Below are 19,166 nucleotides of genomic sequence, written 5' to 3'. Positions count from 1 at the left end.
GGCCGAGGCCCGCACACACTTACCGTTGTACGGATCGACGGCGTCTCCGGCGAAGATCACCGCACCCGCGCCGGCCGCGTCGGCGGTGCGCAGCGCGGCGGCCAGCTCGACGATCCCGGTCAACGCGGCCAACCGTTGCATCCGGACGGTGGCCCGCAGCACCGCTGCCAGCCGGGACCGCACCACTGCCGCGTCCTCGTAGCGCTGGTCGGCCGAGAGCACGTCGATCCGGGCGAGCAGCGCGTCCACCACCGGCTGGGGGTCGTCGGTCGTGGCGGTGCGGAAGGGCGCGGCGGCGCTGTCGTCGTACTCCTGCGGGGTGATCTTGTGTTCGCAGGGTGCCGGGCAGCGACCCAGCTCGGCCAGCGCGCACGCCGGCGTGACGGTGCGTAGCGAGAGCCGGTGCGTGCACTGACGCAGCGGCACCGCGTCGTGGAAGCCGGCGGCGGCCAGCTCCGCGGCCCGCCGGGAGGTGAACGGCCCGAGGTACGCGGTGTCGGTGGGGGAGAGGTCGCGGACGATCGACAGCCGAGGGTACGGACCGTCGGTCAGCTTGAGCCAGACCATCCGCTCCGGGTATTTGGAGCGTCGGTTGTACGGCGGGGCGTGCGCGGCGATCAACCGCAGCTCGCGGACCTCCGCCTCCAACGAGTGCGCGCACTCCACCGCCTCGACCCGTTCGGCCGCGGCCAGCATCTCGGAGATCCGGGCCCGCTTCTCGCCGGCGGTGAAGTAGCTGCGCACCCGGGTGGCGATGTCCACGGAGGTGCCGACGTAGAGCGGACGGTCGTCGGCGGCCCGGAAGATGTAGACCCCGGGGACCTTGGGCAGGCCGTCGGCGAGGTGCCGTTTGCGGCGCTGCGTCGGGGTGACCGCCCGGGCGAACTCGATGGCGTCGCCGACCGTGTCCACCCGGTGGCCGCCGAGCCGGCCGATCAGGCCGTGCAGAACGTCGACGGTGGCCTTCGCGTCGTCCAGCGCGCGGTGGGTGGGCTGGGTGTGGGTGCGGAAGTAGGCGGCCAGGGTGCCGAGCTTGCGGTTGGGCACCTCGTCGCGGGTCAGCACCCGGCGGGCCAGCGCCGCGGTGTCCAGCACCCGGGGGTTGGGCCAGCGGTAGCCGTGCTTGGCGCAGGCGGCCTTGAGGAAGCCCACGTCGTACGGGGCGTTGTGGGCCACCAGCACGGCGTCGTCGATGAACTCCAGGAAGCTCGGCAGCACCTGCTCGATCGGCGGCGCAGGCAGCAGCATCGCCTGGGTGATCCCGGTCAGCACGGTGATGAAGGGTGGGATCGGCTGCCCCGGGTTGACCAGCGTGGCGAGCACACCCAGTTGCTCACCGCCGCGCACCTTCACCGCGCCGATCTCGGTGATGCCGCCGCCGTCCGGCGCGCCGCCGGTGGTCTCCAGGTCGACCACCACGAAGGTGGTCGCGTAGAGCGGCAGCGCCGGGTCGACCCCACCGACCGCCGGGTCGAGACCAGCGAGGGACTCCTGGACGTACTCCGCCTGTGCCATCGGCGGCACGCTAGCGCCCCGGTCCGACACTCCCGTCGCATGCGTCCCACCAGTCGCCATGGGGCTAGGATGAGAGATCGGCTCACTCACCGGGCGGTGGGCCCGGTCGCGGTGGGAGACTTGCCACATGCCCCTCGCCGAGCCGCACGACGACCACCTCCCAGAGGAGGATCTGGTCGCGCTCGACGGGGCCCTGGGCAACCCGGACGACAACGTAGTCAGCGAGACATCCAACGCATCGGACCCCACCGAGACCGGCGACGGCCCGGCCATCGAGCCGGAGCCGACGCTGCCCGAGCCGGTCCGGCAGCGGATCGTGACGCTGACCGCCGCGGTGCTGCCCAGCCTGCCCGCCGACGAGGTGCCGGTGCCGTTGCGCCGGGTGGCCAAGTTCGCCCCCAACCGGCGGGCCCGGCTCGGCGCGCCGGTCATCGCCGCCCAGCTCACCGCCGACCCGCTGTTCCGGCAGCGGGTCACCGCCCGCGTCCTGGCCGACGCCGGTGACCTCGGGGCCGCCGTCGTCGAGGGCACCGCCCCCGCCGCCGCCGACCCGGTCGAGGTCGCCGCCCTGGCCTACCTGGCCCGTCCGCGTGGCTGGCGGGAGCTGATCGACGCCAGCGGCGCCGCCGTTCGCGCCGAGGCCGACAGCGCGGTCGTCGCCGAACTGGTCCGCGAGGCCGAACAACGCGCCACCCGCGCCGAGCACGACCGGGCGGTGGCCCGGGTCGAGGCGGAGAAGCTGCGCGACGAGCTGGCCCGCGTCCGTGAGGAGCTGGGCCAGCTCCGCGAGGAGTCCCGGCAGGTGGCCCGTACCCTGCGGGAGACCCAGGCCCGCGAGCGCAAGGCCACCGAGTTGCTGGCCACCGAGCGTGGCCGGGCCGCGCGGGCCAGCGCGGACGTGGACGCCGAACTACGCCGGGCCCGGGCCCGGTTGGCCGAGGCGGAGGCCGCCGCCGGGGTGGCCCGGGCGAGCGCCAAGGAGGCGCGTTCGGTCGACGACGCCCGGCTGTGGCTGTTGCTGGAGACCATCGGCCAGGCTGCCGTCGGCCTGCGCCGGGAGCTGGCGCTCGACCCGGTGGACAAACTCCCCGCCGACTTCGTGGCCGACGCGTTCGCCGAGCAGCCGGGCACCGCCCCGGCCGGCCCGGCCGCCCGTGCCCGCGACACCGACGACCCGGCCCGGCTCGACCAGTTGCTCGCCCTGCCCCGGGCGCACCTGGTGGTCGACGGCTACAACGTCACCAAGCGCGGTTTCGGCGAGATGTCCCTGGAGCAGCAGCGCAAACGCCTGATCACCGGGCTCGGCGGCATCGCCGCGCAGACCGGCGACGAGGTCACCGTCGTCTTCGACGGCGCCGAGCGGATGCACGGGCTGCCACCCGCGCCGCGCGGCGTACGGGTGCTCTTCTCCCGCAAGGGCGAGACCGCCGACGAGCTGATCCGACGGTTGGTCCGTGCCGAGCCGGCGGGGCGTCCGGTGGTCGTGGTCTCCTCCGACCGCGAGGTCGCCGACGGGGTACGCCGGCACGGCGCCTACCCGCTGGGCGCGGACTCGCTGCTGCGGCGGCTCGCCCGCTCCTGACGCCGTCCTCGGAGGTGTTCAGCGGCGCCCGCCGTCCCGTGGGAGGGTTTCGACCCGCGGCATCATCAAGCGCCCAGGTGTGGCAGTCGATTACACGACAGGCCGGTTCCGCCACCACCACGCCCGGACTCACCATGGTCAGCTTCGGCGGCCCGGATGTGAGGACGGATCGATGCTGGGAGTGTCACGGGAGGCGTTGCAGCGTTCCTATCAGTGGTCACCGGAGGTCACCGACGCGTTCCCGGCTTGCGCCCAGCTCATCGACAGATTCCTGACGCTGCACCGCAGGCGCTACCGGCGGCTGGCGAGCCTGCACGTCATCTGGTTCAAGGTGATCGGTGCGATCGAGATCGTACTGAGCATCACGCTGCCACTGCTGTTCGTGGTCCCGATCATCCGCGACGAACGTAAGAACTACGTCTTTCTCGCGGTGGTCAGCGTGGTGGTCGCCATCGCGGCCGGCCTTCGGAATTTCTATTCCTGGGACACGAACTGGCGGTTGTACCGGTCACAGGAATTCATCCTGGCTGGCCTGGTTGCCCAGTGGGAGGTCAGCATGCTGCAAATCCTTCGCGCCAATCCTGCCGACGCCCAGATCCTGGCGCTCGACGAGACGGCGGTCGTGCTCACCCGACTCACCGAGCTGTTCGACCACGAGAACAGCACGTTGTTCAACGCCGTCGTTCCGCCCGAGAGCGTCAAGAAGACCGTACGGGTGGCCCAGCCGCCGCCCGCGCCGTGATCCCCGAGTTCTAGTCGTACCCGAGGGCTAGCGTCGCCGCTGTCGCCAACGGGAGGGAGTCGCCATGGCACCGGACGACGTCAAGGTCTTCGTCGACCGCGACCTGCGGGGTGCCCGGTTCAACAGGTCGACGCTGGCCGGTGCGGTGATGCGCGGCGTCGATGTGGATGCTCTGGACATCGACGCGCCCTGGCTGGCCGAGGGCACGTTCCTGGTCAACGGCGTCGATGTGGTGCCGCTGGTCGAGGACGAGCTCAACCGACGATTTCCCGGGCGTGAGCTGCGGCAGGCCAAGAATCCGGACGACCTCCGCACAGCGTGGGCGGCACTCGAACGGGTCTGGGCGGCGGCGGTCGACCGGGCCGTGTCCATGCCCGAGGGTGCGGTCGACGTCTCGATCGACGGGGAGTGGTCGTTCGCGCAGACACTGCGCCACCTCGCGTTCGCCGCCGACACCTGGCTGGGCAAGGCGATCCGGCGACTGCCGCAGCCCTTCCACCCGCTCGGGCAACCACATGCCGAGTACGAGACCGACGGTTTCGACATGTCGATCTTTGCCGTCGAGCAGCCGACGTTCGCCACGACTCTGGAGCTGCGGGCCGAGCGGCAGGCGATGGTGCGCGACTTTCTCGCGGCCGTCACGCCGGACCTGCTCGCCGAGACCCGGCCGGCCGCCTGGTGGCCCGAGAAACAGGTGTCCGTCCTGCACTGCCTTCACGTGATCCTCGACGAGGAGTGGCAGCATCTCCGCTTCGCCCTGCGTGACCTCGACGCGCAGGGCTGTGACTCACCCTAACGGCCGTTCGGGCGCTCGGCTGCTCGGCCGGGCCGGCGCTCGGGCCGCCGCCAGTCAGCTGCTCGGTAGTCGCCGGGCCAGCTCACGACGCAGTGCGTCGGGGCCTGGCGTCATCCAGGCGAGCCGGACGACCAGCTCGTAGGGGCCGCGACCAGGGGTCGACCACTGCCTGGCTCGCATGGGGGGCCGCGTCTGCTCCGGGTCGAGTGGCATGACCACCAGCCGCGGATCCAGGCGGCCTCGGACCTGGGCGCTGGCCATGTTGACCCAGTCGATGCTGAGACGTGTCCCGTTCGGTCCGGTCAGGTGCAGCGTCTCGTCGGTCAGCCGCAGCGGCAGACGAGGCTGACGGCGCAACTGCCAGTTGGTGGTCAGTGAGACGACGGCGCCGATCATTCCGAACCGCAGCAGCACCTCCCACCAGGCCTCGTCGAACACCACCGTGTAGAAGGCGAGAAGAGCCGCGGTGCCCAGCACGACGAGGAGCTTCGCGAGGCGATGGCGGCGCGGGGAGTACCGGAAATCCACGACTGACGAAGCATCGAGGTCGGCCACCGTCGCTCAGTGCCCGGGTGACCGATCGACCAAACGACGCCCCTCCTTCGCTCGATCGGCATGAATTCCTTGATGGCGGGTTCCTCGATGTTGGGGGTGCTAGCCGGGTGGGATACCCCGATATCGCTGATCTGGAGTGGATCTAGCCCTGAAACGGGCGGTCGGACGGGGTTCCTGTCGTACCCGGTGGTTAGTGTCGATGTCACCGACGGTGCTCGGCCCGCGACGAAAGGGCGTCGACCGCGCACCGAGAGCCGATCAGGAGGCACGATGCTCATCGACTGCGACGGGTGCGCGAGGCGGGCCGACGGCTGTTCCGGCTGCCCGCTGACTGCCCTGTTCGACGAGACGTCCCCGGCGGCCGGGTTGGTCGCCGCCGAGGTCGAGGCCATCGAGGTGCTCGCCCGGGCCGGCTTCGAGGTGGAGGTGCTGGCCGCGCCCGCGCGCCCGGAGGCTGCTCGCCGTCGTGCCACCCGCCGCGTCGCCTGACCGCGACACCGCGCCCGGAAGCGGGCTTATCGCGGGCCATAGGATGAGCGGTCACGGCGGGAGGAGCGGCGCGATGCGCGGGGTACGACAGGCGGTGACGCGGTGACCCCGCGCGGCTGGGCGCTGGTGGCCCTGGCCGGGTTGACCGTCGCGTTGGTCGTGATCGCCGCGCTGCTGATTCCCTGGCACCGGCCGCCCGCGCCCCGGGCCGACCAGCTCGCGGCGCTGCGGGACCTGCCGGCCGAGCAGGTGGCCAAGGGGCGGGAGTTCCGGGCCGCGTTGCGCCCCGGCAGCTACACCGCCCTCGCCGTCGGCCTGCTGGTCGCCCTCGCGCTCGGGCTCACCCCGCTGGGCAGCCGCCTCGTCGAGCTGGTGGGTCGGCCCTTCGGGGGGCACTGGGCCGCGCAGGCCGTGCTCGGCGGGCTGGCCGTCGTGCTCGTCGCCGACCTGGTGACACTTCCGTTGGCCGCCTGGCGGCAGAGCGTGCTCACCCGCTACGGGCTGAGCACCAACGGCTGGAGCGGCTGGGCTGTCGACCTGCTCAAGTCGTACGCGGTCAGCGCGGTGATCGGCGCGGTGGCCCTGTTCGGCTTCTACGCTGTCATCCGGCTCGCGCCGCGCTGGTGGTGGGCGTTCGGCGCGGGCGGCGCGGCAGTGCTGGTGATCCTGCTGTCGTTCGTGTTGCCGGTGCTCGTGGAGCCAGTGTTCAACCGGTTCACGCCGATGGAGCAGGGGCCGCTGCGCACCGAGCTGATGAGCATGGCCGCCCGGGACGGGGTGCCGGTGCGTGACGTGCTGGTCGCCGACGCCTCCCGCCGCACCAAGGCGGTCAACGCGTACGTCTCCGGTCTCGGTCCGACCCGTCGGGTGGTCGTCTACGACACGTTGCTGACCGAGGCGACGCCGGCCGAGGTGACGGCCGTGGTGGCGCACGAGTTGGGCCACGCCAAGGACTCCGACGTGGCGGTCGGCACGCTGACCGGGGCGCTGGGCGCCGCCGCCGCTGTGGTGGCGCTCTACCTGCTCGGCTCGTGGGGGCCGCTGCTGCGGCTGGCCGGTGTCGACTCGGTCGCCCAGCCGAGGGCGTTCCCGTTGCTGCTGGCCCTCGTCACGGTGGCCGGGTTGGTGGCCGCGCCGGTGCAGGCGTTGATGTCGCGGCGGGTGGAGGCACGGGCCGACGCGCACGCCCTCGCGCTCACCGGCGACCCGGAGGCCTTCGAGTCGATGCAGCGGCGGCTCGGCTCGGTCAACCTGGGCGACCCCGACCCGCCACGCTGGGAATACCTCTACTCGGCCTCGCACCCGTCCACAGTGGAGCGGATGGCCGCCGCCCGCGCGTACGCCCGGGAGGCCGGTCGATGAGTCGCACGCTGCTGATCACCAACGACTTTCCGCCCCGCCCGGGCGGCATCCAGTCTTTTGTGCACAACCTCGCGGTACGGCAACCGGCCGGTTCGGTGGTGGTGTACGCGTCGAGCTGGCGAGGGTCCGCGAAGTTCGACGCCGACCAGCCGTTCGAGGTGATCCGGGAACGCACAAGGGTGCTGTTGCCGACCCCCTTGATCGCCCGCCGGGCGGCGCGGCTGGCTCGCGCCTACGACTGCGACACTGTGTGGTTCGGGGCCGCGGCCCCGTTGGGGCTGCTCGCGGCCGGTCTGCGTCGGCGGGCGGGCGTACGCCGGGTGGTGGCGCAGACCCACGGCCACGAGGTCGGTTGGGCGGCGTTGCCGGCTGCCCGGCCGGCGCTGCGGCGCATCGGTCGGGGTGTGGACGTCACCACCTACCTCGGTGAGTACACCCGCAGTCGGCTGGCCCGGGTGCTGGACGGGGTGACCGAGCTGCGCCAGTTGGCGCCCGGCGTCGACGTGGACACCTACCACCCGACCGTGGACGGCGAGCCGGTCCGGGCTCGGCTCGGGTTGACCGACCGGCCGGTGGTGGTCTGCGTGTCCCGGCTGGTGCCGCGCAAGGGCCAGGACATGCTGATCCGGGCACTGCCGGAGATCCGCCGTCGGGTGCCGGACGCGGCGCTGCTGATCGTCGGCGGTGGACCGTACCGGGCCACGCTGGAGAAGCTGGCCCGGCAGACCGGTGTGGAACGGGACGTGGTGTTCACCGGTTCGGTGCCGTCGGCCGAGTTGCCCGCGCACTACGCGGCCGGTGACGTCTACGCGATGCCGTGCCGCACCCGTAACCGTGGGCTCGACGTCGAAGGGCTGGGCATCGTCTACCTGGAGGCCTCCGCGACCGGCCTGCCGGTGGTGGCCGGTGACTCCGGTGGTGCGCCGGACGCGGTCCGTGAGGGCGAGACCGGTTACGTCGTCCGAGGCCGGGACGTCGCCCAGCTCGCCGACCGGGTCGCCCGGCTGCTGGCCGACCGGGACCTGGCCCGCCAGTTGGGTGCCGCCGGCCGGGCGTGGGTGGAGCGGGAGTGGCGCTGGGAGGCTCAGGCGGATCGGATGGCGGCGCTGCTCGCCGGCTGATCGCCGCCTTCAGCTCTCCCGGGGCGGGGCGTAGCGCGGCACGTACTCCTGGCCGGTCAGCTTCTGGATCGCCGCCATCACCTCGTCGGTGATCGTTCGGATGTCGCGGGGGCCGGTGATCCGGTCGGCGACCGGGATGGGTGGGCCGAACCGCAGGGTGACCGGGTGACGGCGGGGCAGCCGCGCGTCGACCGGCAGCACCTCGGCGGTGCCGAGCACGCCGACCGGGATGATGGGCACCTCGGCGTCGCGGGCCAGGCGGGTCATCCCGACCCGGCCCCGGTAGAGCCGCCCATCGGGGGAGCGGGTGCCCTCCGGGTAGACGGCGACCAGGCCACCGGAGCGCAGCACCGGTACGGCGGCGTCGAGGGCGCGCAGGGCGGCCCGGCCGTCGGCGCGGTCGACCGGGATGGCACCCATGCCGGTCACGATCTGCCGGTTGAGCCAGCCGCTCGGGCCCCGGCCGGTGAAGTACTCGGCCTTGGCCCAGAAGGTCACGTGTCGAGGCGCTGCGGCGACGAGGAACAGCTCGTCGGCGACGGAGAGGTGATTGCTGGCGAGGACCGCGCCTCCGTGCCGGGGGAGGTGCTCCAGCCCTTCCACGTGGGGTTGCCAGCCGAGACGCAGCGCGGTGCCGACGGTCAGCTTGGTGAGGTCGTACAGCAGGGGCACGCGTCCTCCGGGGGTGGGTTCATGCGGGTGTCGGGCCGAGGTGGGCATCGAGTGCGGCACGCACCAGGGCGTCGTCGTCGGTGGCACCGGTGGCCAACGGCAGGCTGCCCCAGGCCCACAGTTGGGCGATGCCGTGCAGGTTGGCCCAGAGTGCGCCGGCGAGCACCGGTGCGGGGGCGTCGGTCGGTCGGCGTAGCTGGGCCACCAGGTCGGCCAGCACGGCGAACAGCGGGAGGCTCGTCTCCCGCAGCCGTAGCCGGCCGCTGTCCAGCAGGTCGTGGCGGAACATCAGCTCGAACATGCCGCGATGGGCCGCCGCGAAGTCCAGGTACGTCCGGGCCAGCGCGGTCAGTTGGGTACGCGGGTCGGGCTCGACGTGGCGCAATGTCTTCTCGACGCGGGCGGTGAGGTCGGCGAAGCCTTCGCGGGCGATGGCGGAGAGCAGGTCGACGTGGGTCGGGAAGTAGCGGCGCGGCGCACCGTGCGAGACGCCCGCGCGGCGAGCGATCTCCCGCAGCGACACCGCCGACTGGCCCTCGCGCAGCACCAGGTCCACTCCGGCGGCCACCAGTCGCGCCCGCAACCCGGTCTCGTCCACGTCCATAGACACTGTCTACCAGGTGGCGTAGACGCTGTCTACGGCGAGGTCGGTGCAGGTGCGTCGTGCGGCGGGAGCTGTGCCGTCCGCCGCCGTCGGGCCGGGCCGTGATCGTGCTCGAACCAGGATGTAGTGGTCTCCACGGCTCGCCGACACCACTACATCAGTGATCGAGCACGATCATGGGGCTGGTCCACGGTGGCCAGCCCGGAGCGGGCGGCCCTGCCAGCGCGGGCCCGGACGGCTCAGCGGATGCGGGCGAGGATGCGATCGGCGGGGGCTGGGCGGCCGAAGTGCCAGCCCTGGGCGGCGTCGCAGCCGATCGCGCGAAGGCGTTCGGCCTGCCCGGCGGTCTCCACCCCTTCGGCGGTCACCGTCAGGTCAAGTGCGTGCGCCAGCGAGACCAGCGAGGCGAGGATCCGTTCGTCGGTACGGCCGACCGACGGCGACCGCAGGCCGGCCACGAACTCCCCGGCCACTTTCAGTTCGGTCACCGGCAGGTCCCGCAGGTACGCCAGGTTGCTGTAACCGGTGCCGAAGTCGTCGATGGCGATCCGTACCCCGAGGTCGGCCAGGACCCGCAGGGCGCGGACCGGCTCCTCGGCGGTGCTCATCATCGTGCTCTCGGTGATCTCCAGCTGCAGCCGCTCCGGCGGCAGACCGGTCTGCCGCAGCAGGGCGCGGACCTCCTGCACCAGCCCGGGCCGGTGCACCTGACGTACCGCCAGGTTGACGCTGACGAACGGTGCCGCCGCCCCGCCGGCGGACCAGGCCTCCGCCTCGCGGCACGCCTCGGCCAGCACCCACCCACCGAGCTGCACGATCAGGCCGGTCTCCTCGGCCAACCCGATGAAGCTGTCCGGACGCAACACCCCGAGCTCCGGGTGACGCCACCGGACCAGTGCCTCGACGCCGACGAGGCTGCCGTCGCGCAGTGAGGTCAGCGGCTGGTAGTCGAGATAGAACTCACCCCGTTCCAGGGCGGCCGGGATGGCCGCGGAGAGCGCGTAGCGGGCCAGTTCGCGTTGGTTGCGCTCGGCGTCGTAGAGCGCCCAGCGGGCCCCACCGGCAGCCTTCGCCCAGTGCAGGGTGCTGTCGGCGGCCCGCATCAGGTCACTGGGATTGGCCCCGGCGACCTGCCGCTCGACGATGCCGATGCTCGCCGAGATCTGCAGCTCGTGCCCGTCCACCAGGGCCGGCGTTCGGACCGCGGCCAGCGCGGTCTCGGCCAGCGTCACCATGGCGTCGGTGCCGCCGCTGTGTTCCACCAGGATCACGAACTCGTCGCCGCCGAGCCGGGCCACCAGGTGCTCACCCATCGCCTCGGACAGCCGTTCGGCCACCGTGACCAGCAGTTGGTCGCCCACCTGATGCCCCAGGGTGTCGTTCACGACCTTGAAGCGGTCCAGGTCCAGGAAGCACACCCCGACCCGCTGCGCGCCCCGGCCCGGCTCGTTCAGCGCGGCGGTGAGCCGTTCGGTGAACAGCGTCCGGTTGGGCAGGGCGGTGAGCGGGTCGTGGGTGGCCTGGTGACGGAACCGGGCCTCGCTGGCCCGCAGTGCCCGTTCGGCCTGCGTACGGGCCCTCATCGCGGCCCGGCGGATCGACTCCTGCTCGTCGAGCGTCCGGTCGCGCAGCGCGCGGGCGTAGCCGGTCGCCACGGCCGCGAGCAACCGGGCCATCCGGTCCTCGACGTCCTCGGCGACCAGGCCCAGGTCGCGCACCAGGCGGAGCTGGATGACCTCGACGGTACGGCCGAGCCCTTCCGCGGACGCGATGTGCGCGGCCACCAGTTCGGCGCCGACCCGATGCCCCGCACGCAGGTCGAACGGCTCGGTCAGCAACGCGCCGGCCAGTTGCCCGGTGAGCCGGTCCAGGAGGGTTTCCAGCTGGGCCTGGGTCATCGGCAGATAGCTGGTCCCGGAGACCGCCTTCGCCCAGGCGCGGGCGAACGTGCCCGGGTGGGAGGTCACCCCGGGCGGCTCAGCCACCGAGCCGCCCGACCCCGCCCATGAAGACCGCCCGCTCGGCGTCCTCCGCGCTCTCCGGAGTGTCCGGTCGCCACTCGGGCACCCAGACCACGCCGGGATCGAGCAGCTCGAACCCGTCGAAGAGCGCGGTCAGTTCGGCGCGGCTGCGCACCCACAGCGGGTTGTCGGTGCGCCGGTACACCCGCTCCGCCTCGGCGCGCTCGTCCTCGCTGCGCCCGTCGTCGCTGGCCTGCGACAGCACGAGGTGGCTGCCGGGGGCCAGCGCATCGCGCAGCGTCCCCAGCAGCTCCGCAGGTCGGTCGTCGTCGGAGACGAAGTGCAGGACAGCCACCACCATCACGGCGACCGGCTGGCTCAGGTCGAGGAGCTTGCGGACGTCCGGGTGGGCCAGGATCGCCTCCGGGCGCCGCAGGTCCTCCTGCACCACCACCGCCCGTTCGTTGCCGGCGAGGATCTCGCGGCTGTGCGCCACCGCCACCGGGTCGACGTCCACGTAGACCACCCGCGACTGCGGGTCGAGCCGCTGGGCGATCTCGTGCACGTTGCCGACGGTCGGGATGCCCGAGCCGATGTCCAGGAACTGCCGGATCCCGGCCTCGGCGAGGTGGTGCACGGCCCGACGCAGGAACGCCCGGTTGGCCTGCGCCATCAGCGGCGCCTCGGGCACCGCCGCGACCATCGCCTGCGCCGCGGCCCGGTCGGCGGCGAAGTTGTGCGAACCGCCGAGGTAGTAGTCGTACATCCGCGCGACGCTCGGGCGCTCGATGTCGATGGTGTCGGGTGCCCAGTCCGGCCGCTGCATGCGTCAACCCCTCGAGTCCGCGACGCGGGCGTCGTCACCCGCGCGGGTATTGTGCACCCGCCACGCACGCCAGACCATAGCGCGCCGGAGGTTGCCCGCCGACGTCGGTCGATGCGCGACGGCCCGCGCCGGGCCGAAGCCGGCGCGGACCGTCGGCCGCGACGTCCCGCTCGACGAGCGGGAACAGGTCAGAACTTGGGCGCGTCCGGTGCCTCGAGCAGGCCGAGTCGGAGCGCGGTCATCAGGGCCTGCGCCCTGTTGGCCGCCCCGAGCTTCTCGTAGAGCTTCGAGATGTGCGTCTTGGCCGTGGACTCGCTGACGAACAGCTGCTTGGCGATCCCCGCCACGCTCATGCCGTCGGCGAGCAGACGCAGCACCTGCCCCTCCCGGGGCGACAACTGCGGGCCGGACGGGGCGAGCCGACGCTTCATCGCCTCGGCCAGGTCGGCGGCGGTGAACGCGCTGGGGGACGAGGCGGCGTGCCGCGCGGCGGCCACCACCTCGTCGGCCGGTGCGGTCTTCGGCACGAAGGCGCTCGCGCCGGCCTCCAGTGCGCCGAAGAGCTGGTCGTCGCCGGCGTACATGGTCAGCACCACGATGCCCATCGACGCGCTGGACTTGCGCAGCGCGCGGGTGGCCTCCAGGCCGCTGCCGTCGGGCAGCCGCAGATCCATGATCACCACGTCCGGCTGCAGGGCGCCGGCCTGGCGTACACCCTCCGCCGCCGTGGCCGCTTCACCGACGACCTCGAACTGGCGGTCGCGCTCGAAGGCGTGCCGCAGGCCCTTGCGAATCAGGTCATGATCGTCGACAAGGAGGACCTTGGTGCGGGTGGCCGGTGTCGGACTTGTGGTCATCCTCGGGTTACTCCCCTTCTGGTGCTGCGCTGTCGCGCACGTTGTCGCGCCGGGACGAGGAACCGAGAACCACCGCCACGGTCGTGCCGCTGGGTTGCCGCGGCCTGATCTCCAACCGGCCCCGGATACGTTCCGCCCTCTCGGCCATGATCGCAAGACCGTACCGTCCGTCGGGGCGCTGGTCAGCCATCCCCTGACCGTCATCCGACACTTCTATTTGCGCGTACGGGGGGTCGACCTCACAGGTGACCCACAAATTCGAGGCTCCGGCGTGCTTGCGGGCGTTGGTCACCGCCTCCTGCGCGATGCGCAGCAACTCGGCTTCGGTGGCCGCCGGCAGCCGGGCGGTGGACTCGTCCAGCGAGAGGTGCACCCGCAGCCCGCCGGACGCGCCCACGGTGCGCGCGTACTCGGCGATCGCCGCGGCCAGCCCGCCCTGCCGGTCCACCTCGCTGCGCAGCTCGAAGAGGCTCAGCCGCAGTTCCTGGATCACCCGGGTCACCTCGGCGCGCAGCGTACGCAGGGCCTCGGCGGTCTCGTCCGCGTCGTCGAAGACGGTGGCCATGGCGTTGTCGATGCCGTAGCCGACCATCACCAACTCCTGCGCCACCCCGTCGTGGATCTCCCGGGCCAGCCGCTGCCGCTCCTCGTTGGTGGCCAGCGAGCGGACCTCGTCGAACAGCAGCGCCGCCTCCAGCCGCAGCGCGGCCGGGCGGGTCAGTGCTGTCACCCGGGACACCACCGGCGGTGGGTACGCCTGCGCGGCGTCCGCCTCCAGCACCACCAGCCCCACCGTGCGTACCCCGGCGACCAGCGGGACGATCAGCGCGGACACGTCACCACCGCGGTGCGAGCGTGACTGTGACCGTGCGGCCGTCGTGGCCTGTTGGCTGGCCCAGGCGTCGGCGATCGCCGAATCCGCGTCCAGCGTCGTCTCCCAGTCCACCCGGTCGACGCCGGCCTGGGCGAGCACCACGAGCCGGCCGCCGCCGCTGGCCGACAGCACCGCGCCCCGGTCGGCCCGGGCCACGGTGCGCAACTCCTCCAGCAGATGCTCGGAGATGCCGCCCGGGTCGAGGGTGGCCCCGGGGAGCTGCCGGGCCACCGTCCGCAGTTGGGTCAGCAGTCGGGTGGCCTCGGCGTACGGCTGCGGTTTGCCCTCGCCGCGTACGGCCATCACCCGGTGCAGGGTGCCGGCGGCGTAGAGCCCGAGGGCCGCCAGGATCAGCCACTGCGCGCAGACCGCGAGGTAACCCGGCTGGCCGAGCTGGACCCCGCCGTCGACGGTGGTCAGGGCGCCGCTGACCAGCAGCGTGGCGGCGGTGACCGCGAGCAGGGCGCTGCCCTCACGGAAGCGGCGGCGCAGCGCGGTGACGGTCACCGGGACCGCCAGGTAGGGGAGTATCGCCGAGGCGCCGAGCCCGTCGACGGTGCCGCCGATCGACGCGACCGCTGCCACGTGGCTCGCGGCCAGGCCCAGCACCACCACCTCCGCCACCCTGCTCAGCGGCGCGATCAGCCGGTGCTGGGGAGCCAGCAGGGACGGCAGACCGGCCACCGCCAGCAACGCGATCCACCACAGCTGGGTGACGTCACGGGTGGCGAACAGGGTCAGTACGGCGATCAACGCCAGCATCACCAGGCGGGCGGCCGCGGCGAGGGGATGCGGGTGCGGTGCGGTGGCTGTGGATGCGGGCACGTGACGGATGGTAGTCAGCCTCGGTAGATATCGGCGATCTCCGCCGCGTACGTCTTGTGGACAACCTGGCGCTTGACCTTGAGCGACGGGGTCAACTCGCCGGTCGCCTCGGTGAAGTCGCGGGGCAGAACCCGGAACACCTTGATCGCCTCGGCCTTGGAGACGGCCTGGTTCGCGGTGTCGATCGCGGTCTGGATCTCCTGGCGCAGGCCCTCGTGCTCGCGCAGTTGCTCGACCGAGGTGTCGGCGGGCATCCCGGCGCCCTCCAACCAGGTCGGCAGCGCCTCCTCGTCCACCGTCACGAGGGCCGCGATGAACGGCTTGGCGTCACCGACCACGACACACTGGCTGATCAACGGGTGCGCCCGGACCAGGTCCTCCAGCACCGCCGGGGCGACGTTCTTGCCGCCGGCGGTGACGATCAGCTCCTTCTTGCGGCCGGTGATGCTCAGGTAGCCGTCCGCGTCGAGGTTGCCCAGGTCGCCGGTGCGGAACCAGCCGTCGGAGCTGATCGTCTCGGCGGTCGCCGTCTCGTTGCGCCAGTAACCCTGGAAGACCAACTCGCCGGAGATCAGGATCTCGCCGTCGTCCTCGATGCGGACGGTCACGCCGGGCAGCGGACGGCCGACCGTGCCGATCCGGGTGCCGGTGGGCAGGTTCGCCGCGGCGGCGGGCGAGGTCTCGGTGAGGCCGTAGCCCTCCAGGACCGTCACGCCGATGCCGCGGAAGAAGTGCCCGAGTCGGGCGCCGAGCGGCGCGCCGCCGGAGATCGCGTCCCGGCACCGCCCGCCGAGCGCGGCGCGCAGCTTGCGGTAGACCAGCCGGTCGAAGACCGCGTGTTGGGCGCGCAGGGCCAGGCCAGGTCCGCCCCGGGTTTCCAGAGCCTCGCTGTACGCGATGGCGACCTGCTCCGCACGGGCGAAGATGCCGCCCTTGCCGTCCGCCTCGGCCTTCTGCTTGGCGGCGTTGTAGACCTTCTCGAACACCCGGGGTACGGAGAGCACGAAGGTCGGCCGGAACGCCTGCAACTCGGCGACCAGGTTCTTGGTGTCGGCGCAGTGCGCCATGGTGGCCCGCGCCTGCACGACGCCGATCTGGATCAGACGGGCGAAGGCGTGCGCCAGGGGGAGGAACAGCAGGGTGGTCGCGCCGGCGTTGAACAGGTTCGGCAGCACCGGCACCGCGTTGGCGATGTCGGCGTACATGTTGCGATGGGTGAGCACGCAGCCCTTGGGTCGGCCGGTGGTGCCGCTGGTGTAGATGATCGTGGCCAGGTCGTCGGCGCGGACGGCCTTGCGTCGCCGTTCGACCTCGGCCAACTCGACCGCCGCGCCGGTCGTGACCAGCTCGTCGACCGCGCCGCTGTCGATCTGCCAGACGTGGTTCAGCTCGGGCAGTCGGTGCCGGACAGCGGCGACCAGGTTGGCGTGCGCCTCGGTCTCCACCACCACGCCGACCGCGTTGGAGTCCTCGAGGATCCACGCGGCCTGCTCGGCGCTGGACGTCTCGTAGATCGGCACGGTGACCGCGCCGACGACCCAGATGGCGTAGTCCAGCAGCGTCCACTCGTAGCGGGTACGGCTCATCAGACCGACCCGGACGCCCGGCTCGATGCCGGCGGCGATCAGGCCCCGGGCCACGGCGGCCACCTCGTCGCGGAACTGGAGGCAGGTCACGTCGGTCCAGGTGGTGACGGTGCCGTCGGCGGCCGGGACGGGTCGGGCGAACTGGACGGCGTCGGGCGCGACCTCGGCGTTGTCCCAGACCGGATCGGTGAGGTTGGCCGCGTCGCCAACGGTGACGATCGGCGGGACGGAGAACTCGCGCACCTGCACTCCTTCGTGCTCGCACTGGCCGGGCCGGCCGCCGCGGTGGGCGTCGGTTGTGTCGAAACCTACCCGGTGAGCTAGGGCACCCTGTCAGGGCCTGTGTCAAAGCCCCTGGCCGGCCTGCGGCGGGCCCGGGCGACGACCGGCCGCGTTGGATATTCGCCCGGATACAACACCGGTATCCGAACGAATATCCGCCTTGCCGGACCGCCGCCCGGACTCCGCCTCGGCTCGACCGAGGACTTCGGCACAGGCCCTGACGCCCGGCGTCGTACGGTGCCTGCTGTCGCCGGGGGCGGCGCGGCGTGCTGGCGCTACCCGCCGGGTAGCCTCCCCCCATGGCGGACTCCTCCACCCAGTCGATCATCATCGGCGCCGCACCGGAACGGGTGACGGCGGTCATCTGCGACTTCGCGCGCTACCCCGAGTGGACCGACGCGGTGCGCCGCGCCGAGGTCGTCGAGGAGTACGAGGACGGCTACGCCAGCCAGGTGCGCTTCACCATCGACGCCGGGGTGATGGCCGACGAGTACGTGCTCGCGTACGAGTACGCCGAGGACCTGTCCCGGATCGAGTGGCACCTGGTCGCCCCCTCGAAGATGCAGAAGAGCCAGCGCGGTTCGTACGACCTGGTGGGTAACCCGGACGGCAGCACCACGGTGACCTACACCCTGGAGGTCGACCTGTCGGTGGGAATGCTCGGGATGTTTCGGCGCAAAGCCGAGAAGATGATCATGGACACCGCGTTGAAGCAGCTCAAGCGCCGGGTAGAAGCAACCGGTGCGGCGCAGTGACGTGTCCGGTGGCACGGTAGAGGAGCCGAGGGTGGGCGGAACGGATCCGGGTTCGGCCCGGGAAGAGGCGGAGCGGCTGGTCGCCACTCTGCTCGCGGGGGCGCGACTGGCCTCCGCCGGCTCGGCGGGCGGCGCGTTCGGCTCGCTGGGCGGGGTGCTGGCCGGTGTCCTCGGTCACAGCGGCGGCTCTGACGGGCGTCCCGGCGCCGGTGGTGCTTTCGCCACCGGATCGCCCGAATGCTGTGTCTGCCCGGTCTGTCGGGGCATTGCCGCGTTGCGTGACCCGAGTCCGGAATTCGCCGAACGTCTCGCGACCGGCGCGGGGGACCTCGCGGCGGGCGTCGCCAGCCTGCTCCGCGCGTTCTCCCCGCCGGAGTCGCCCACGACGAGTCCCACCGGGCCGCCCACCGAAACGCCTACCCGGACGTCGCCGGAACCGGCCGTGAGCACCGACGACGTGCTGCCGGAGCCGACCGTCCAGGAGTCGTCCACCGCGGCGGCCGACGATCACGTGTGGCGCGATGCCACCCGCACCGGGCATGATTCTCAGCCGGCGCCGGAACGGGATGTCTGGTCGGTCGCCACCCGGACGGCGGATCCACTCGCCCCGGCCGCCGCACCACCCGTCGACGAGGCCGGGTCGGCGACCGTGCCGGCACCGACCACCCGTCCCGTGGTGCCCGCGTCGCGGGTGCCCGACCACTCCGACGCGGAAGCATCGGGCGACGGCGCCTGAGCGCGGGACATCCCGACCCGGACCGGCACGTCGCCGGGGCGCGGGCCGGACAGCAGCAGAGGGGGGCGGCAGCGGTGACGCTGACCATCGGAGTCGACGTCGGTGGCACGAAGGTGGCCGGCGGTGTCGTGGACGAGACCGGCACGGTCCTCGTGCAGACCCGACGGGACACTCCCGCCGACGACGTCGGCAAGACCCGCGACGTCATCATCGAGCTGGTCGGGGAGCTGGCCGCCGGTCGGACGATCGAGGCCGTCGGCATCGGCGCGGCCGGCTGGATCGACGCCAGTCGGTCGACAGTGCTCTTCGCCCCCAACCTCGCCTGGCGTGACGAACCGCTGCGCGAGTACGTCGGCAAGGCCATCGGGCTGCCGGTGATCGTGGAGAACGACGGGAACGTGGCCGCCTGGGCCGAGTTCCGGTACGGCGCGGCCCGCGCTGCCGACGACTCCATGATCATGTTCACCATCGGCACTGGCGTGGGCGGCGGCGTCGTCCTCGGCGGCGAACTGATGCGCGGCGCGCACGGCATCGCCGCCGAACTGGGCCACATGCTGGCCGTGCCGGACGGACACCAGTGCGGATGCGGCCGGCTGGGCTGCATCGAGCAGTACGCCAGCGGCAGCGCTCTCGTCCGCTTCGCCCGAGCCGGCGCCCGGCAGGAGCCCAACCGGGCAGCCGCGCTGCTGGAGCTGGCCGGCGGTGAGGCCGAGGCGATCACCGGTCCGATGGTGACCGCCGCCGCGCAGGACGGCGACCCGATCTCCGCCGAGGCGTTCGCGCAGATCGGCCGGTGGCTGGGCACCAGCCTCGCCGACATGGCGCAGATCCTCGACCCGCAGACCCTGGTGGTCGGCGGCGGTGTGATCGACGCCGGTGACCTGCTGCTCGGCCCGACGCGCCGCTCGTACGTCGACGCGCTCGCCCAGCGTGGTCGCCTGCCGGTGGCCGAGGTGCTCCCGGCGGAGCTGGGCAACAGCGCGGGCGTGATCGGCGCCGCCGACCTGGCCCGCCGGATCTGAGGCG

General features: G+C 72.5%; 18 protein-coding genes. 9 read left to right on the top strand and 9 right to left on the bottom strand.

The window, feature by feature from the left end; translation table 11 throughout:
- Positions 1-1,515 (bottom strand): DEDD exonuclease domain-containing protein (locus ACWCO3_RS06060; protein ID WP_450008733.1); only part of this gene is annotated, 1,515 nt, incomplete at its 3' end.
- Between the two features lie 127 nt (positions 1,516-1,642).
- Here ACWCO3_RS06060 and ACWCO3_RS06055 point away from each other — a divergent pair.
- From ACWCO3_RS06055 to ACWCO3_RS06045, 3 genes are all read left to right on the top strand, one after another.
- A complete protein-coding gene (locus ACWCO3_RS06055; RefSeq protein ID WP_358166488.1) occupies positions 1,643-3,097 on the top strand; it encodes an NYN domain-containing protein in 1,455 nt (484 codons plus the stop codon).
- Between the two features lie 172 nt (positions 3,098-3,269).
- Positions 3,270-3,839 carry a hypothetical protein gene (locus ACWCO3_RS06050; RefSeq protein ID WP_145779667.1) on the top strand — a complete coding sequence of 190 codons (570 nt, stop codon included), beginning with the start codon at positions 3,270-3,272 and terminating at the stop codon, positions 3,837-3,839.
- A gap of 64 nt (positions 3,840-3,903) precedes the next feature.
- The gene (locus ACWCO3_RS06045; protein ID WP_357935763.1) at positions 3,904-4,635 is read left to right on the top strand and encodes a DinB family protein; all 732 of its coding nucleotides are present in this window, start codon (positions 3,904-3,906) and stop codon (positions 4,633-4,635) included.
- Between the two features lie 54 nt (positions 4,636-4,689).
- Here the strand turns inward: ACWCO3_RS06045 and ACWCO3_RS06040 are convergent, their stop codons facing one another.
- Complete coding sequence (locus tag ACWCO3_RS06040; RefSeq protein WP_450008730.1) at positions 4,690-5,112, bottom strand: hypothetical protein; 423 nt, start codon at positions 5,110-5,112, stop codon at positions 4,690-4,692.
- 348 nt (positions 5,113-5,460) lie between these two features.
- Between ACWCO3_RS06040 and ACWCO3_RS06035 the strand changes: the two genes are divergently transcribed.
- The 3 genes from ACWCO3_RS06035 to ACWCO3_RS06025 all read left to right on the top strand — a co-directional run bounded on the left by ACWCO3_RS06035 (position 5,461) and on the right by ACWCO3_RS06025 (position 8,162).
- The gene (locus tag ACWCO3_RS06035) at positions 5,461-5,679 is read left to right on the top strand and encodes a hypothetical protein (protein ID WP_145779670.1); all 219 of its coding nucleotides are present in this window, start codon (positions 5,461-5,463) and stop codon (positions 5,677-5,679) included.
- A 102-nt stretch (positions 5,680-5,781) separates the two neighbouring features.
- Entirely contained in the window at positions 5,782-7,041 is a 1,260-nt protein-coding gene (locus ACWCO3_RS06030; protein WP_423437187.1) for a M48 family metallopeptidase, read from the top strand.
- Positions 7,038-8,162, top strand: coding sequence for a glycosyltransferase family 4 protein (locus ACWCO3_RS06025; protein WP_358051450.1), 1,125 nt, complete (start codon positions 7,038-7,040; stop codon positions 8,160-8,162). The genes ACWCO3_RS06030 and ACWCO3_RS06025 overlap by 4 nt, the downstream gene beginning before the upstream one ends.
- A gap of 9 nt (positions 8,163-8,171) precedes the next feature.
- Here the strand turns inward: ACWCO3_RS06025 and ACWCO3_RS06020 are convergent, their stop codons facing one another.
- The 7 genes from ACWCO3_RS06020 to ACWCO3_RS05990 all read right to left on the bottom strand — a co-directional run bounded on the left by ACWCO3_RS06020 (position 8,172) and on the right by ACWCO3_RS05990 (position 16,610).
- A complete protein-coding gene (locus tag ACWCO3_RS06020; protein ID WP_145779673.1) occupies positions 8,172-8,834 on the bottom strand; it encodes a lysophospholipid acyltransferase family protein in 663 nt (220 codons plus the stop codon).
- Positions 8,835-8,853: 19 nt separating this feature from the next.
- Positions 8,854-9,438, bottom strand: a complete 585-nt coding sequence (locus tag ACWCO3_RS06015; RefSeq protein WP_450008727.1) for a TetR/AcrR family transcriptional regulator — start codon at positions 9,436-9,438, stop codon at positions 8,854-8,856.
- 239 nt (positions 9,439-9,677) lie between these two features.
- Positions 9,678-11,336: a putative bifunctional diguanylate cyclase/phosphodiesterase gene (locus ACWCO3_RS06010; RefSeq protein WP_358051629.1), complete on the bottom strand. Its 1,659-nt coding sequence runs from the start codon at positions 11,334-11,336 to the stop codon at positions 9,678-9,680.
- 79 nt (positions 11,337-11,415) lie between these two features.
- A complete protein-coding gene (locus ACWCO3_RS06005; RefSeq protein WP_145779675.1) occupies positions 11,416-12,225 on the bottom strand; it encodes an SAM-dependent methyltransferase in 810 nt (269 codons plus the stop codon).
- A 188-nt stretch (positions 12,226-12,413) separates the two neighbouring features.
- Positions 12,414-13,082 carry a response regulator transcription factor gene (locus ACWCO3_RS06000; protein ID WP_007072219.1) on the bottom strand — a complete coding sequence of 223 codons (669 nt, stop codon included), beginning with the start codon at positions 13,080-13,082 and terminating at the stop codon, positions 12,414-12,416.
- A gap of 7 nt (positions 13,083-13,089) precedes the next feature.
- Complete coding sequence (locus tag ACWCO3_RS05995) at positions 13,090-14,781, bottom strand: sensor histidine kinase (RefSeq protein ID WP_450008724.1); 1,692 nt, start codon at positions 14,779-14,781, stop codon at positions 13,090-13,092.
- Between the two features lie 14 nt (positions 14,782-14,795).
- A complete protein-coding gene (locus tag ACWCO3_RS05990) occupies positions 14,796-16,610 on the bottom strand; it encodes an AMP-dependent synthetase/ligase (protein ID WP_145779677.1) in 1,815 nt (604 codons plus the stop codon).
- 338 nt (positions 16,611-16,948) lie between these two features.
- On the opposite strand from ACWCO3_RS05990, the gene ACWCO3_RS05985 reads away from it, so the two are divergent.
- The 3 genes from ACWCO3_RS05985 to ACWCO3_RS05975 all read left to right on the top strand — a co-directional run bounded on the left by ACWCO3_RS05985 (position 16,949) and on the right by ACWCO3_RS05975 (position 19,162).
- A complete protein-coding gene (locus ACWCO3_RS05985) occupies positions 16,949-17,404 on the top strand; it encodes an SRPBCC family protein (RefSeq protein WP_088988357.1) in 456 nt (151 codons plus the stop codon).
- A 31-nt stretch (positions 17,405-17,435) separates the two neighbouring features.
- Positions 17,436-18,140, top strand: a complete 705-nt coding sequence (locus ACWCO3_RS05980) for a hypothetical protein (protein ID WP_145779678.1) — start codon at positions 17,436-17,438, stop codon at positions 18,138-18,140.
- Positions 18,141-18,214: 74 nt separating this feature from the next.
- On the top strand, positions 18,215-19,162 hold the full coding sequence (locus ACWCO3_RS05975; RefSeq protein WP_145779679.1) for an ROK family glucokinase: 948 nt from the start codon (positions 18,215-18,217) through the stop codon (positions 19,160-19,162).
- Positions 19,163-19,166: the final 4 nt, after the last annotated feature.

This window comes from Micromonospora sp. NPDC002411, assembly GCF_053592955.1.
The sequence above is the reverse complement of the archived record's forward strand: the minus strand, read 5'-3'. Positions and strand labels throughout refer to the sequence as shown.